Origin of the sequence: Hwangdonia lutea, from assembly GCF_032814565.1 — a bacterium.
Classification (GTDB): Bacteria; Bacteroidota; Bacteroidia; order Flavobacteriales; family Flavobacteriaceae; genus Hwangdonia; species Hwangdonia lutea.
This window is the reverse complement of record NZ_CP136521.1, coordinates 722,189-737,378: the sequence shown is the minus strand read 5'-3', so window position 1 is coordinate 737,378 and position 15,190 is coordinate 722,189. Positions and strand designations below refer to the sequence as shown.

The window sequence follows — 15,190 nt, the reverse complement described above, 5'->3', positions numbered from 1 at the left end:
CCTTGAGTCAGATTAATATTGTAACCGACTTTGATATCATCGACCCTGATGATGTAGAATTAGACATTCTAAAAGTTTTAATTTCTGAAGGTTATGTTGAAGGAGAAGATGTGCTTACCTTAGTTGGGTCGCATCCAAATATAGTTGCCACTTGGGATTCTGTAAAAGGCAAACTAACTTTAGAAGGAGTTGCTAATGCACCCATGCTTTATTCCGATGTAATTAACGCTGTAAAAAGTGTGGTTTTCAGAAGTTCATCGGTGGCGGTGGCGGGAGAAAAAGTGTTTACAATTACTATTGGACCTGCAGAGTATTTACCGTTAACCGGACATTATTATGAGTATATATCAGACATAGCAAGTATTTGGACCAATGCAAAGTTTGATTCTGAATCAAAAAACTACTACGGATTAAAAGGCTATCTTACAACTATAACTTCCTCTGAAGAGGCACAATTAACAGGAGAATTAGCCTTGGGATTAGCATGGATTGGAGGTAGTGAAGCCACCAACATTGGTACCTGGCAATGGGAAACAGGACCAGAAGCCGGAACGGTTTTTTGGGAAGGCGACCAAAATGGAACAACGCCAAACTTTGCAAATTGGATGGCGGGCGAGCCACGAACAAGCCCTTTTGGAGAACATTTTGCAACCATAACTAAACTGGGAAATTTGGGAGAATGGGATAACATGCCCAGAAGTGGAAGTCAAAACGGAGGACCATTTGAAATTAAAGGATATGTTATAGAATATGGGGGCATGCCTAATGACCCATTGCTTAAAATTTTGGGTGAAACAAAAATATCAGCGCCAAAAATAGACAGTATAGTAGAAGGGGCAAGATGCGGCCCAGGAAGTGTGCAGGTAGTAGCCAATCCATCGGCAGGGGTTGTACACTGGTTCACCGCTTTAACTGGAGGACGATTTTTAGGTAGTGGTACGGTGTTTAATACGCCAGTAATATCAAGTACCACAACCTTTTATGCCTTAGCAGCACCGGCTGGGTGTTTTGAAGGTGTTAGAACTCCAGTGGTGGCTACCGTTAACGAGACTCCAACAGTTCAACCTTCGGTAGAGTTAACAAATTGTGATGAAGATGGTGTTTCTGATGGCTTTACAGACTTTAATTTAAATGAGGCGAATGCTTTTATTATAAATGGGAATACGAGTGGTTTTAGCTTTACTTTTTATCTGTCATATAATGATGCCGATAATAAAGTTAATGATATAAACGCTGCGCCTTTTAATAACAATACAGCAAGCACCGTGTATGCTCGGGTTGAAAGTATTTTTGGATGTTATCGTGTTGCAACGGTTAATTTGCAGGTTTCTACGTCGTCACTACCGGTTGGGTATATGCAAGAATTGGAGTTGTGTGATGAAGACCCCATAATTGATGGGATTAAGGTTTTTGATTTATCTCAAGCTTCTGCAGCCTTTATTAATGAGTTTCCTGCTGGACAAAATTTAAGTGTACGTTATTTCAGAAATGCAAACGATGCTCAGTTTGGACACAACGAAATATTGCCTCAGTCAAGGTATATGAACGAAACGCCTTTTTCGCAAATATTATACGTTCGTATTCAAAGCGACGATAATGGCGCCTGTTTTGGATATGGACCCTATTTAACGCTAACCGTAAAACCGAGACCAGAATTTGAAGTAGAGCAATCTGAAATTTTCTGTTCAAATAATCAACAGCCTATTACCTTATTTACGCTTAATGCCAAAGATAGTTATACTTATCAATGGTTCGATAGTAGTAAAAATATAATTAGTAATTTACCTACGGCGAGCGTATCTTCGGGCGGAACATATACCGTTATAGGAACTTCAAACGCTGGTTGTGAATCATTTCCTACAACAATTACGATAAACGAATCTGCTCGTGCCATAATTACAAATGATGATGTTACTGTTGAAAGCTTATCAAACAATAACACCATTTCCATTAACACCGATAATTTGGGAATTGGTGATTATGAGTTTTCTTTAGATAATAGCTCCGGGCCGTACCAAAGCACTCCGGTTTTTACCAATGTATCGGCTGGTAACCACATAGTGTATACCAAAGACCTGAATGGTTGCGGCGTGTCTGAATTTGAAGTTTTTATTATGGGGTTCCCGAGGTTTTTTACACCTAACGGCGATGGGTATAATGACACGTGGAATATTATTGGTTTAAGTAATGAATTTAGAGGGGCCTCATCCGTATCTATTTATGATCGATATGGGAAGCTTATTAAGCAATTAAACCCCTGGGGAGCCGGTTGGGATGGACTACGGAATGGCAGAGAGCTCATTGCAACCGACTATTGGTTTGTAGCTCACTTAATAGAAAATAGCGGCACTACAAAAACCATTCGAGGGCATTTTAGTTTAATTAGGTGATATTCTTTGCCAGTTTTTTAACAACCTTCTTCATCCCATCCGTAGCCGTTTCAGCAATAACCGTTAAGTTTTCTTTACTTTCAATATGGGGTTTTGGGTCAATAAAATAAATAGGTGTATTTTGTGGCACATAATGCATTAAACTTGCCGCAGGATACACTTGCATGCTTGTACCAATAATGATTAGAACATCGGCCGTTTGGCAAATATCTATAGCCTTTGGAATCATGGGAACATCTTCACCAAACCAAACAATATGAGGGCGCAGTTGGTACCCTTTTTTGCAAAAATCGCCTAAAACCAAATCGGTTTTCCAATCTTGAATATCGCTTTCATCAAAGGTGCTTCTTACTTTTAATAATTCACCATGTAAATGAATCACGTTGCTGCTGTCTGCGCGTTCGTGCAAATCATCTACGTTTTGGGTGATTATTGTCACTTTAAAATCGGTTTCCAATTCCGCTAAATTATAATGTGCTGAATTGGGCGTAACTTCAAGTAATTGACGCCGCCGTTGGTTATAAAAATCCAATACCATGTCTGGGTTTGCGGCAAAACCCTCGGGAGTTGCCACTTCCATAACATCGTGCCCTTCCCATAAACCATCAGCATCTCTAAAGGTTTTTATACCGCTTTCGGCACTCATGCCTGCTCCTGTAAGTACAACGATGTGTTTCATTATTATCGGTTTTTTATTCCGCGAAATCGAAAAATTCAATCAAATATACTAAGTATTCATTAGTATGAAAAAAGCCAAAAACTTTGTTATTTTTGAAAAATGACCGATTTAAAACTTTTAGAACATTTAGAAACCTATTTAACCGAATCACGTAAAGCGCGTTTCGATGCTGTTTTAAGCCAGCGTACCAAACACTTTACAGTCGCTACCGAAGATGTGTACCAATTACATAACACCAGTGCCGTGATACGCAGTTGCGATGTGTTTGGCATACAGGAAGTAAATATTATTGAAGAACGAAACAGCAAGCGTATTGATAGGGAAATTGCCATGGGTGCCCAAAAATGGGTGGATGTTAATCGGTTTCATACCGTAAAAGATTGCTTGAAAGATTTGAAACAAAAAGGCTATCAAATTGTGGCAACAACACCGCACAAAAATGATGCTTTGTTAAATGATTTTGATGTTACAAAAAAATCATGTTTTTTCTTCGGAAGGGAAACCGAGGGCTTGTCGCAAGAAGTGATTGATGAAGCCGATTGCTTTTTAAAAATCCCCATGGTTGGTTTTACTGAAAGTTTAAATATTTCAGTATCAGCTGCTATTATTTTGCAATATACCACTCAAAAGTTAAAACAAAGCCAAGTAAATTGGCAACTCACTGAAGAAGAGATGCTTGCTAAGCGTTTGGATTGGATTAAGAAAACCATTAAAAGTTACGACGACATTGTGGCGCGTTTTTATAATCCATAATAATTTTCGTAAATTTAAAATCCCGTAACTAAAAACCAAATAGCATGTATTTAGTACTTTACATCGTCGTTGGCCTTCTTGCCATTATTCTTTTACTCGCCTTAATTGCTCCAAAAACGTACGAAGTTAACAGAAGTGTTATGATAAACAAACCTGTTTCAGACGTATTTGAATATATTAAATACATTAAAAACCAAAATGAATGGTCGCCTTGGAAAAAGAAAGACCCAAATATGAAGCAAGAATTTGTTGGAACCGATGGCGAGGTCGGTTTTATCTCAAAGTGGGAAGGCAATAAAGATGTGGGTACGGGCGAACAGGAAATTATAGGTGTTGAGCACAATCAACAATTAACCTCCGAATTGCGATTTTTTAAACCTTGGAAATCGGTGTCGAAAGCCTATATTAAAGTTACAGAGATTGAAACCAATCAAACCAACGTCACTTGGGGGTTTACGGGCAATAACCCGATACCGATGAATATTTTTATGTTGTTTTTTAATTTTGAAAAATCCGTTGGAAAAGATTTTGAAGAAGGTTTAGAAAGCTTAAAACAGATTTTAGAGTCATAGTTTCCCATGTCTTAAAAGGCCTTTTTGGAATGCATTCAAAACATAATAGTTAAAACACATTTTACAGATGAAGAAAAATATGGTAGGTTGGTTTGAGATTCCGGTTTCGGACATGGAAAGAGCCAAAGCCTTTTACGAGGCGGTTTTTAATGTAAAAATAGAGGTGCATAATTTTGGTGGGATGTTAATGGGTTGGTTTCCTTTTGAAGAAGGTAAAGAAGGAGCTGCCGGTACGCTAATTAAGCAAGAATCGTATATTCCCAGTCAAGAAGGCACGCTTGTTTATTTTATAAGTGATGATGTTAAAAACGAGCTCGATAGGGTTGAAGGAGCGGGTGGCAAAATTTACCAACCCAAAACCGAAATTTCGCCCGAGCATGGTTTTATGGGTGCTTTTATTGATACCGAAGGGAATCGAGTTGCACTACATTCAAACGCATAAAAAAGAGGAAACTATTATTAATTTCCTCTTTAATATTATATCTTAATTAAGCCTACAAACGCTTACTTCGCCCTCTGCTTAATAATTTATATTCCTCGTAGCATTCGCTTATGGCATCCAATATTTGCAAATCGTTTGCGGTTTGTATAAAACCTTTGGAGTAGTTGCATTGGCTCACAATTTCATCTAAATCCACACGATCTACTTGCAATAAAACGGTAAGCATTTCGCGGTCAAAACGAGAGGCCAAAAGATTTCTAATTTCATCATCCTGTTTCATCTTTTTTAGCTTGCGCAACTCGTTTGGTTTTTTTCCAAACATGCGGTATAAAAAATCGGCAGGATTAAAAATAGATCCTAGTATTTTAGTTACCGCTGTTGGTTTTCCTGCTTCGTAGCCTGTGCTTGGCAGTCCGGAAATACTATAGCGGTAATTCTTATTAACTTCGGGCACTTGCATCACATCAACCTCTAAATACCCCGTTAGTTTTAACTGATTTACAACCACCTCCTCAAGGGCCAATGCCAATTCTGTAAGCTCGATTTTAGAACTTCCAAATTTTAACCAATCGTTGGTTACCCTAACTTTTATGGATTTAAAACCTAAATAAGAAAAGTGCAATGTATCGTTCGCTTTCGCGGAAATTTTAAACTCACCCTTGCTATTTGTACTGGTACCAATTACCTGATTAAGGTTTACAATGTTTACGCTTTCCAGTGGCGTATCATCGGCAGAATTAATAACCACACCAATTACTTTATCGGCATCTTGAGCTGTACAAAACGCTGCGACTAATAAAAAAGTAAAAAGGAATATGTAGTTTTTCATAATGCTGATTAAATAATCATTTATTTAGCTATAAAAATACTAAACAAAATAGTAACTATTGGTTTAACTTTTCATTTTGACTTAAAATTAACAAAATAGTTTAGCTTAATCGAATTTAACTAACGTCTGGAACGTCTTGGTCTTGAAGCCGCAAAATCGTTGGATTTTGAGCCGGAATCTGATCGTCTTGGTTTCGAGTTGTTTTCACTGCGTCGTCTTTCGCTTCGGTTTCCAGAATCACTTCTTCTGCCTTCACGTCTTCCGCCGCTTCTTCGTTCATCGCGTTTTCTTCCGCCACTGCGTCTGTCGTTGCGCCTTCCGCCGCCACCGCGGTTTTCAGATACTTCAACATTTACAAAACGACCATCATGTTTGTAGTCTGTAAAGAAAGCCAAAACTTTTTCTTTTTGCTCATTCTCGGTATTAAAAAACGAGAAGCTGTCCTTTACTTCAACTTTAAAAACATCATCTCTACCAAGCACCAAAACTTCTTTTAAAAAGTCTTTTAGCTTCATCCAATCATAACCGTCTTTTTTACCAACGTTTATAAAGTATCGGGTAGTGTTTTTACTTCCACCAAAACTGCGCCCGCTATCTTGATCAAACGAACCTTCAGCAATATTAAGATTTTTGGATTTGTTGTAGTAATTGTAAAAACGCGTAAACTCAACTGAGAAGAATTTTTTAATCAATTCATCTTTATCGGTATCAACAAATAAATCGTTAATACTGGTTAAATGTTTATCGATTTCGTGATTGATTTCAGTATTGTGAATTTTATTGGCGAGCGACATAAGTTGCACTTCGCAAATTTCTGCGCCATCTGGAATTTCCTTTTTCTCGAATTGCTTTTTAATAATACGCTCGATACCTTTAATTTTACGCACTTCGCTTTTGGAAACAATAACCATAGAAACTCCGGTTTTTCCGGCGCGACCTGTTCTACCCGAACGGTGTGTGTAAACTTCGGGCTCATCTGGTAATTGGTAATTTATAACGTGTGTAATATCGTCTACATCAATACCACGAGCGGCCACATCGGTTGCCACAAGGGTTTGTATTTGTTTGTTTCGAAACGATTTCATAACCAAATCACGTTGATTTTGGCTTAAATCGCCATGCAAGGCCCCAGCGCTATAACCATCTTCAATCAGTTTTTCGGCCACTTTTTGGGTGTCGCGTTTTGTACGGCAAAACACCACCGAAAATATATCTGGATTGGCATCCGATAAGCGCTTTAGCGCTTGGTATCTGTCTCTGGCATTCACCAAATAGTATTCGTGCGAAACTTGGTTTGTACTTTCGTTTTTGTTTCCCACCGTGATTTCCTTCGGACTCTTCATGAATTTTTTAGCAATGGTAGCCACTTCCTTTGGCATTGTTGCCGAAAACAACCACGTACTTTTATCCTCAGGCGTATGCGATAAAATATCGGTAATATCCTCATAAAAGCCCATGTTTAGCATCTCGTCGGCCTCGTCTAAAACCGCATATTCAATTTTGCTAATATCAACCAAACGCCTTTTAATCATATCCTTCATTCGCCCTGGCGTAGCCACAATAATTTGCGCACCGCGTTTTACCTCTCGGGCTTGGTCTGTAATGCTCGAACCACCATAAATGGCCACTACATTTAGTCCTTTGCAATACTTGCCGTATTGCTTCATTTCGTTGGTAATTTGCAAACAAAGTTCGCGTGTAGGGCTTAAAATCAACCCTTGGGTCGTTCGGCTATCAATATTAATTTTTTCCAACATCGGAAAACCAAACGCTGCCGTTTTACCGGTTCCGGTTTGGGCCAATGCCACTAAATCGGTTTCTGATTCTAATAAAATAGGGATTGCTTTTTCTTGTACTTCACTGGGTTTTGTAAACCCTAAATCTGTAATAGCTTGTAATAAGTGGTCATTAAGACCTAAATCTTGGAATGTGCTCATTCTTGTTTATGTATGCGATTATGTTATGTAGTGTTACATAAAGAAGCGCATCGACATACTTAAACTAAAACTTCCAGTAACACACCCTCACCCTGAGGAGTTTAAACCCATTTTTTTTTGAGTTTCAAGCGGCAAAGATACATTTTTATTTGGTTTGTCATTCCCGCGAAGGCAGGAATCTTACAAATAGGAGTTGTAATGTTAATTATTTGGGCGTTTTAACACGCTTTCCGCTGTATCTTTTTCTCGTGCCTCAAAAAAGGATGCCGCTGCAATCGTTAACGCGCTTATCCGCCATCGTCATTGTAATAGTTCGAGTTGTAACAACTTGCTAAATATTATCTGTTAAAATTGAAGTAAACGAGAAACAGATTCTAACGCTTTTTTTCTAATGAAAAAGCTCAGAATGACGATGTCTAATAAACAACCCGTCATTGCGAAGGAGTTCCGATAATTATCGGATAACTGTGGCAATCTGTTTAATTATAGTTCGTCTCAAAATAAATACTACTAAGTTTTAAACAGGATTTTAAACATGCCGTTTCTCACGATAGCTATCTAGACGATAATACACTTTTCTGCTGATTAATAGAATAATTATGTTTTTTTTTGAGAAGTTTTGCTGAACGTATTTATTTAAGAGAATTAGATTTTTTAAAACCTAAAAATTTAAAATTTTTACCGATGCTAAATAGAGTATTATTAAAGTTGTGAATAAGCCACTAATCATAATAATAAAGTGCCAGTAATAAGTTCTGGCTACCCACGTTTTTCGCATCTTTTTACTATTTTCTTTTTTGTAAAAACTATTAAAAAATTGGCGAACAAGAAAAGTGACTATTAAAAAAATCGATATGGCTATTAATATTCCCCAAATTTTTTCCATTTTGATAAATTTTTAGTTAATAAGTGATTGCCTTGTTACCAAAGATAGTAGAAAATCTACTTTTAATTGGAACAAAAAGTCATTTTGTTTTCTGTTTTGGAGCAATAAAAATATGAGATTTCTCCTTACGTCGAAATGACAAAGTGCTTTAAACTATTTCCTCAAATTCCCAATCCGATCCAAAAGCGTAGGGTGCGAATAATGCATAAACACATAAGCAGGATGCGGCGTTAAATTACTTAAACTGTTTTTTGAAAGTTTTTTAAGTGATGTAATTAAAGGCTCAGCTTTATAGGTGTTTTTAGCATAGTCATCGGCTTGGTATTCAAATTTTCTGGAAAATACATTCATAATTAAACCTGTAATTTCAGAAATAGGCGCGTACAGCAATCCAAATGCAATCAACCCAATATGAAAACTCGGAGTTTCAACACCCAAAGCATTCGATAACAACGGATTCGAAATGAATAGCGATAAAATATAAAGTGTTACCCCCGTTAATATAATTGAGGCAAACAAATTGAAAATGATGTGTTTCTTTTTGTAATGCCCGACTTCATGTGCTAAAACAGCAACGATTTCTTCATCATCTAAATCGTTAATCAACGTATCGTAGAGTGTCACGCGTTTTTCACTGCCAAATCCTGAAAAATAGGCGTTGGCTTTGGTGCTTCGTTTGGAACCATCAATCACAAAAATCTTATCGAGTTTAAAACCAACGGTTTCAGCATACGCCGAAATTTTATCGCGTAAACTACCCGCTTCCAAAGGTGTTTGCTTATTAAAAAGTGGTACGATGAGTTTGGAATAAAACATATTCATAAATAAGGTGAAAACCGCAACCAATCCCCAAGCGTACAACCAAAAGTTAGAACCTGCAACCTGATAAAACCAAATAATTAACGCTAAAATGCCACCGCCAATAATGGCCATCATCAACCAACCCTTTATTTTATCCAAAAAGAAGGTTTTAACAGTGGTTTTATTGAATCCGAATTTTTCTTCAATAACAAAGGTGCTGTAATACGAAAAAGGTGTTGTGATAATATCACTGCCAATCATAATGATTCCGAAGAAAATAAGGGCGATAATAATCGGGTTTTCGCTGTAGATTCGGGCGATGTTATCAACAAATTCAAACCCATCAAAAACCAAAAAGCCTAAAGTTAAAAGGATTGAAAAGGTTGAGGTGAGTAGTCCAAATTTATAATTTGTCGCTTTGTACTTTTGCGATTTTTTGTATTCGACCTCATCATAAACGTCTTGCAAATCCGGAGGAAGTGCATCGTTAAAATGTTTGGCGTTTAAAGCGTCGAGAATTTTATCAATTATAAAATTGATAATGATTATGGCGATGATGATGTAAAAGAGAGTGGTTGAGGTCATATTAATTGTAATGTTTGTCATTCAGAGGAGCGTCTAAACGCGACGTAGGAATCTGTTAAATATTTTACGGTTTATTAATTAGTTTTCATTTTAATTTATGAGATTGTTACGTCCTTCGTCCTCACAATGACGTTATCATTTAAACTCCCGTTGTCTTTTCGCTTCAAAAATAAGAATTCCGGCTGCAACCGACACATTCATGGAGTCTATTTCACCTTGCATGGGAATGATGATATTTTGGGTGGAATTTTCTAACCATTCGTTACTTAAACCTGTGGCTTCCGTTCCCATAACGAGGGCGGTGGGTTTTGTGTAATCTTGGGTATGGTAACTAACCGAGGCTTGCAGCGCCGCACAGTAAATATTAATGTTTTGTGCTTTTAAAAAGTTAATAATATCGGTAGTGCTGGCTGTTGCAATTTGATTGGTAAACACGCAGCCCACACTGGAACGGATGATGTTCGGGTTGTATAAATCGGTTTTTGGGTTGGCAATAATTACCGCATCTGCATTAGCGGCATCGGTAGTTCGTAAAATGGCTCCGATATTTCCTGGTTTTTCAGGAGCTTCGGCAACTAAAATCAAGGGGTTTTTATTTTCAAAAGTTAAATCGTTTAAACTATTCGTTTTGCTTTTTGCTACGGCTAAAACACCTTCAGTAGTATCACGATAGGCTAATTTTTGATAGACTTCTTTTGAAACCTCAATAACATTTGTTTGTGGAGTTGTTAATTCGTTAAGCTGCTCGATAGAAAATAATTCAGGATAAAACAATACCGTTTCAAATTCATAGCCACCTTTTAAAGCCAGCGAAATTTCACGTTCGCCTTCAATTAAAAACGTGCCTGATTTTTTGCGTTCACGAGACTTGTCTTTTAGCTGTGCAAGTTGTTTTATGTAGGTGTTTTGTATACTTGTTATTTGTTTTATCATAATAATAGCAAAAGTAATTGTTTTATAGCATAAAAAAAGGAGCTTAAAAGCTCCTTCCTATTATTTTATTGATTTTTATACTTCTCCGAATAGCGCTTCCAAAGTTTGGTTTGATGCGTTTCAAGGCTAATTTCCCTGCCATCAATAAAGGCATGTTCTATTATATTAGTGCGCATATCCAATGCGTCGCCTTCGCTAATAAAAAGCGAGGCGCTTTTACCAGATTCTAAACTTCCGTAGTGAGCATCGATACCCAATATTTTAGCTGAGTTTAGCGTGATTAGCTGTAAAGCTTGGGCTTTGGTTAAACCGTGTGCCACTGTGGTGCCCGCATAAAATGGCAGGTTTCTTGAGTTCATACGTTCCATGCGTCCGCCAGATGCTACTTGTAAACCTACTAAAACCCCACTATCGACTAGTAGTTTTGCGGTTTTAAAAGGTAAATCGTAATCGTCGTCATCGCTACTTGGTGTCGAATGTACACGTCGTAAAAGCACAGCAATGTTATGTTGCTTTAATAAATCGGTAACTTTATAAGCATCGCTACCCCCAACAATCACCATGTTTTTAACGCCATTTTCCTTTGAAAAATGAACGGCGTCGGTAATGCCTTTTTCGTCGTTTACATTGATGTAAAGCGTTTTGGAACCATCAAAAACACCTTGTAAAGCTTCAAATGGAAGATTTATCTCTGGCTTATTTCCCTGGTTATAGGCCTTACTTTCCTTAAAATAATTGGTAATTTCGGTGATTTGTTCTGCATATTTTTTGTTTGGTTTTAGCCCAGGGTCTTCACCAAGCCACCAACGTCCTCTGGTAAAGCTACTAGGCCAATTCATATGAATACCCTCATCGGTTTTTACTGCAGCATCTTCCCAATTCCAAGCATCAAATTGAACCACCGATGAGCTGCCAGAAATACGACCGCCACGTGGTGTAATTTGCCCCAAAAGTACACCGTTAGGGCGCATGGATTCAACCACCTTAGATTCAGCATTATAAGCAATTAAACTTCTAATGTGTGGATTCCAGGTGCCCAATTCGGCATCGTCGTCTGATGCTTTTACGGCATCAATTTCAACAAGTCCCAAAGTGGTATTTGGAATTATAAACCCAGGGTAAACATGTTTGCCATTGGCATTTATAACATCCATACCCTCTAAATCTATTTTAGCAACAGATTTATCTGCAACCGTATGGAGTTTTCCGTTTTTAACAATAATAATGCTTTCATCAATAACGTTGCCGTTGCCAATATGTGCTGTTGCACCTACAATAGCAAAATCCTTGGTTTGTTTAGCCGCCGGTGTTTGTTGTGCCATGACTATTGAAACACACAACATGATAATTAGTGAAAATGATAGTTTTAAATTTTTCATTGTGATAAATTTTTAGTGTTGGTGTTCGTTATCCATGGAATCGCAGTGTAAAAACACTTTCTCTTTCTTTTTGATAGGTTGCGTTTTCAAGCCTTTGTTTTTGGCTTGCATCATCATATTAATAAGGGTGCTTTTTTCGTCTTTTATTTTTTTGCGTTTTTCTTTATCTTTTTCCAAATCAAAATAAACGGCACCTTCAATAAGGGTTTTTTCGGCTTTGGCGTAAACGGAAAGCGGGTGGTCTGACCACAATACAACATCGGCATCTTTCCCAACTTTAATACTGCCAACGCGATCATCGATATGCAAAAGTTTTGCAGGGTTTAGCGTTACAAACTTCCAAGCCTCTTCTTCGCTGATGCCACCATATTTTACAGATTTTGCTGCTTCTTGGTTTAACCGGCGCGACATTTCACCATCATCGCTATTAATAGCCACCGTAACACCTGCATTGTGCATTATGGCTGCGTTATACGGAATGGCATCGTTAACCTCGTATTTGTACGCCCACCAATCGCTAAACGTGGAACCGCCAACACCGTGGGCTTTCATTTTATCGGCTACTTTATAGCCTTCCAGAATATGTGTAAAAGTGTTGATGTTAAAGTTGAATTTTTCGGCAACTTTCATAAGCATATTTATTTCGCTTTGTACGTAAGAATGACAAGAGATAAAACGTTCTTTGTTTAATATTTCTGCCAAAACTTCCAATTCTATATCCTTTCTATAAGGTTTGCCACTTTTCTTTAAAACATCATATTCCTTGGCCCTGGTAAAATAATCCATATAAACCTGCTCAACGCCCATACGCGATTGCGGAAAACGGACATTGGTTCGGGCCCGGGTTTGTTTAACATTTTCACCGAGTGCGAATTTGATGAATTTCGGACTGTTTTCATAGATAAGATTATCTGCCGATTCGCCCCATTTTAATTTGATAATGGCCGACCGACCACCAATGGGATTTGCAGAACCATGTAATATTTGAATGGAAGTAACCCCACCGGCAAGATTTCTGTAAATGCTAACATCGGTCTCGTCGATTGCGTCTTCAATACTCACTTCGGCCGATGAATTTTGTCCGCCTTCATTCACCGATGAGGTGGCAATATGCGAGTGTTCATCAATAATTCCTGCGGTTAAATGCTTGCCTGTGGCATCGATAACTTTGGCATTTCTATCGGATAGGTTTTGACCGATTTTTGCGATTTTCCCGTTTTTAATCAACACATCGGTGTTTTGTAAAATACCATCTTTTTCGTTGGTCCAAACGGTAGCATTTTTAAATAGTAGGGTTTCGGCCTTTGGTAATGTTTCAAATCCATAAGAATTATTAGGATAAGTAACCGGTAGCACCATTTCTGATGCTTTCTCTTTTTTTGATTTTTCAGTTGTAGTCGATTCCTTTTCAATATGTTTCGCATAAAAAGGAAGTTCATTTCCGCTAGGTAAAATGGCTTTTCCGTTTAGGTTTTTGTTGGCATCGATAGTGGCTGCAATTCTTATAAATTCCTGTTTTGTAGAATCGGCAGTTGTAAAAGCAATATGAACCCAATCGTTGCTGTACTTTATTTTAGAACCACGGGTTTTTTCAGCCGATGTAATTTTAGATTTAGGCTTTTTCAATTCGCCGCTAATGTTCATTTTAAAAGGCGTTCCGGTTATAGAAAACTCATAATCACCAGTAATATCTTTGATGTTCATATTTTCAATAACGTTCTGTTTTCCTTGAACCCAATTTTCAAAGAGTTTCGTTTTCTTGTCAAAAATATCGCCAGAAGTAATTAAAAAATTGGCCTGACTTCCGTTTTTAAGTGAGCCAATTATATTAGATTTTCCTAATAATTGCGCAGGAATCGTTGTTAAGGCTTCCAATGCTTTTTCTTTGGAAAGTCCATATTCAATCGCTTTTAATAGATTGGATTTAAAATCTTTAGGCGATTTTAAATCGTGGGTCGTTAAAGCAAAATTGATGTTGTTTTCGGCCAGAATTTTTGGATTGGCAGGTTTTTGATTCCATGCTCTCATATCTCCTAACGATAGTGTTGATGCTAAAAAAGGATCTTCAACATCGTAAGCTTTTGGGAAATTAATAGGAATAATTAGTGCTGCATTTGTTGCTTTTACTTCGTTAATACGCTCGTATTCATCGCCGCCACCCACAATTACATATTGCACGTTGTGAGCATCACCAACCTTATCGGCTCTTAAAATATTGGCGCGACTTCCAGCATCGAAGATTTGAACTAAACTTTGATTGCGGTTTAAAGCTTCAAGCGATAAATCTTTGGTTTTGCTCAATCCTTTTGCATACCAATCGGCATCTAAATACATTTGACGCAACAATGCCATAGAACCCATTATGGAACTTGGATAGGCCTGACTGGAGGTTACGCTTTTTCTAAAAGATAAATACTGCCCCGAGTTCGCAGCCAAAACCCTTGTTTCGTTACCATCATTTTCATTGAGCGCTACAAGCGTTCCGCTCCCTCTAACAATGCCATCTTGAATGTGTGTGTTTACAACGCCAAAACCAGCTTTAATAAGTTCGGAAGCCGATTTCGAATCATATTTAAAAACCTTGATCGCTTTGTTTTCGGGCATCACGTGGTCGTTCCAATAATACCCTGTTCGGCTTGCATCGTATTGGGCTGTTCTGCTATTACTTGACGAACGTTTAGGTTTTTCGACACCAAAACTAGAGTACATATCAATAAAAGATGGATAAATACTTTTACCCGAAACATCAATAGTTACGGTGTTTTCAGGGATATTAACTGAGGTGCCGGTGGCAACTACTTTACCATCGCGAATAAGCAAGGTGCCTTTATTGATAACCTCTTTGGGCGTTACATAAATTGTGGCATTGGTAAATGCGGTGAAGTTGGTGTTTTTTGCTTTTACGCCATCATTTTTAGGAAAATAATCTTGCGACAAAACAGACAAACTACACAACAGCGTCAGAATTAAAAACTGCTTTTTTATCATTATTACGGTTAGTTAA

11 protein-coding genes are annotated in these 15,190 nt (G+C 37.7%); 4 read left to right on the top strand and 7 right to left on the bottom strand.

Features of this window, described 5'->3' with window-relative positions:
- The first annotated feature begins 2 nt into the window (after positions 1 to 2).
- Positions 3 to 2,390: an FIDD domain-containing protein gene (locus RNZ46_RS03110; RefSeq protein ID WP_316983929.1), complete on the top strand. Its 2,388-nt coding sequence runs from the start codon at positions 3 to 5 to the stop codon at positions 2,388 to 2,390.
- On the opposite strand, the gene RNZ46_RS03105 is transcribed toward RNZ46_RS03110, so the two are convergent.
- A complete protein-coding gene (locus tag RNZ46_RS03105; RefSeq protein ID WP_316983928.1) occupies positions 2,383 to 3,069 on the bottom strand; it encodes an SIR2 family NAD-dependent protein deacylase in 687 nt (228 codons plus the stop codon). The genes RNZ46_RS03110 and RNZ46_RS03105 overlap by 8 nt on opposite strands.
- A 99-nt stretch (positions 3,070 to 3,168) precedes the next feature.
- Between RNZ46_RS03105 and RNZ46_RS03100 the strand changes: the two genes are divergently transcribed.
- From RNZ46_RS03100 to RNZ46_RS03090, 3 genes are all read left to right on the top strand, one after another.
- Entirely contained in the window at positions 3,169 to 3,822 is a 654-nt protein-coding gene (locus tag RNZ46_RS03100) for a TrmH family RNA methyltransferase (protein WP_316983927.1), read from the top strand.
- A 44-nt stretch (positions 3,823 to 3,866) separates the two neighbouring features.
- Complete coding sequence (locus RNZ46_RS03095; RefSeq protein ID WP_316983926.1) at positions 3,867 to 4,394, top strand: SRPBCC family protein; 528 nt, start codon at positions 3,867 to 3,869, stop codon at positions 4,392 to 4,394.
- Positions 4,395 to 4,461: 67 nt separating this feature from the next.
- Complete coding sequence (locus RNZ46_RS03090) at positions 4,462 to 4,836, top strand: VOC family protein (RefSeq protein WP_316983925.1); 375 nt, start codon at positions 4,462 to 4,464, stop codon at positions 4,834 to 4,836.
- Between the two features lie 52 nt (positions 4,837 to 4,888).
- Here RNZ46_RS03090 and RNZ46_RS03085 read toward each other — a convergent pair whose 3' ends face one another.
- The 6 genes from RNZ46_RS03085 to RNZ46_RS03060 form a co-directional block, all read right to left on the bottom strand.
- Positions 4,889 to 5,665: a carboxypeptidase-like regulatory domain-containing protein gene (locus RNZ46_RS03085; RefSeq protein WP_316983924.1), complete on the bottom strand. Its 777-nt coding sequence runs from the start codon at positions 5,663 to 5,665 to the stop codon at positions 4,889 to 4,891.
- Positions 5,666 to 5,784: 119 nt separating this feature from the next.
- A complete protein-coding gene (locus RNZ46_RS03080) occupies positions 5,785 to 7,602 on the bottom strand; it encodes a DEAD/DEAH box helicase (RefSeq protein ID WP_316983923.1) in 1,818 nt (605 codons plus the stop codon).
- 1,039 nt (positions 7,603 to 8,641) lie between these two features.
- The gene (locus RNZ46_RS03075) at positions 8,642 to 9,874 is read right to left on the bottom strand and encodes a M48 family metallopeptidase (RefSeq protein ID WP_316984958.1); all 1,233 of its coding nucleotides are present in this window, start codon (positions 9,872 to 9,874) and stop codon (positions 8,642 to 8,644) included.
- Between the two features lie 135 nt (positions 9,875 to 10,009).
- Positions 10,010 to 10,804 carry a TrmH family RNA methyltransferase gene (locus RNZ46_RS03070; RefSeq protein ID WP_316984957.1) on the bottom strand — a complete coding sequence of 265 codons (795 nt, stop codon included), beginning with the start codon at positions 10,802 to 10,804 and terminating at the stop codon, positions 10,010 to 10,012.
- Positions 10,805 to 10,872: 68 nt separating this feature from the next.
- Positions 10,873 to 12,186, bottom strand: a complete 1,314-nt coding sequence (locus tag RNZ46_RS03065) for an amidohydrolase family protein (RefSeq protein WP_316983922.1) — start codon at positions 12,184 to 12,186, stop codon at positions 10,873 to 10,875.
- Positions 12,187 to 12,198: 12 nt separating this feature from the next.
- Positions 12,199 to 15,174 (bottom strand): amidohydrolase family protein, encoded by a 2,976-nt coding sequence (locus tag RNZ46_RS03060; protein WP_316983921.1) that lies wholly within the window; start codon positions 15,172 to 15,174, stop codon positions 12,199 to 12,201.
- Positions 15,175 to 15,190 lie beyond the last annotated feature (16 nt).

Coding starts and splice junctions, on each gene's coding strand:
- RNZ46_RS03065 (WP_316983922.1), bottom strand. CDS start 12,186: ATGAAAAATTTAAAACTATCATTTTCACTAATTATCATGTTGTGTGTT.
- RNZ46_RS03080 (WP_316983923.1), bottom strand. CDS start 7,602: ATGAGCACATTCCAAGATTTAGGTCTTAATGACCACTTATTACAAGCT.
- RNZ46_RS03075 (WP_316984958.1), bottom strand. CDS start 9,874: ATGACCTCAACCACTCTCTTTTACATCATCATCGCCATAATCATTATC.
- RNZ46_RS03105 (WP_316983928.1), bottom strand. CDS start 3,069: ATGAAACACATCGTTGTACTTACAGGAGCAGGCATGAGTGCCGAAAGC.
- RNZ46_RS03090 (WP_316983925.1), top strand. CDS start 4,462: ATGAAGAAAAATATGGTAGGTTGGTTTGAGATTCCGGTTTCGGACATG.
- RNZ46_RS03095 (WP_316983926.1), top strand. CDS start 3,867: ATGTATTTAGTACTTTACATCGTCGTTGGCCTTCTTGCCATTATTCTT.
- RNZ46_RS03060 (WP_316983921.1), bottom strand. CDS start 15,174: ATGATAAAAAAGCAGTTTTTAATTCTGACGCTGTTGTGTAGTTTGTCT.
- RNZ46_RS03085 (WP_316983924.1), bottom strand. CDS start 5,665: ATGAAAAACTACATATTCCTTTTTACTTTTTTATTAGTCGCAGCGTTT.
- RNZ46_RS03100 (WP_316983927.1), top strand. CDS start 3,169: ATGACCGATTTAAAACTTTTAGAACATTTAGAAACCTATTTAACCGAA.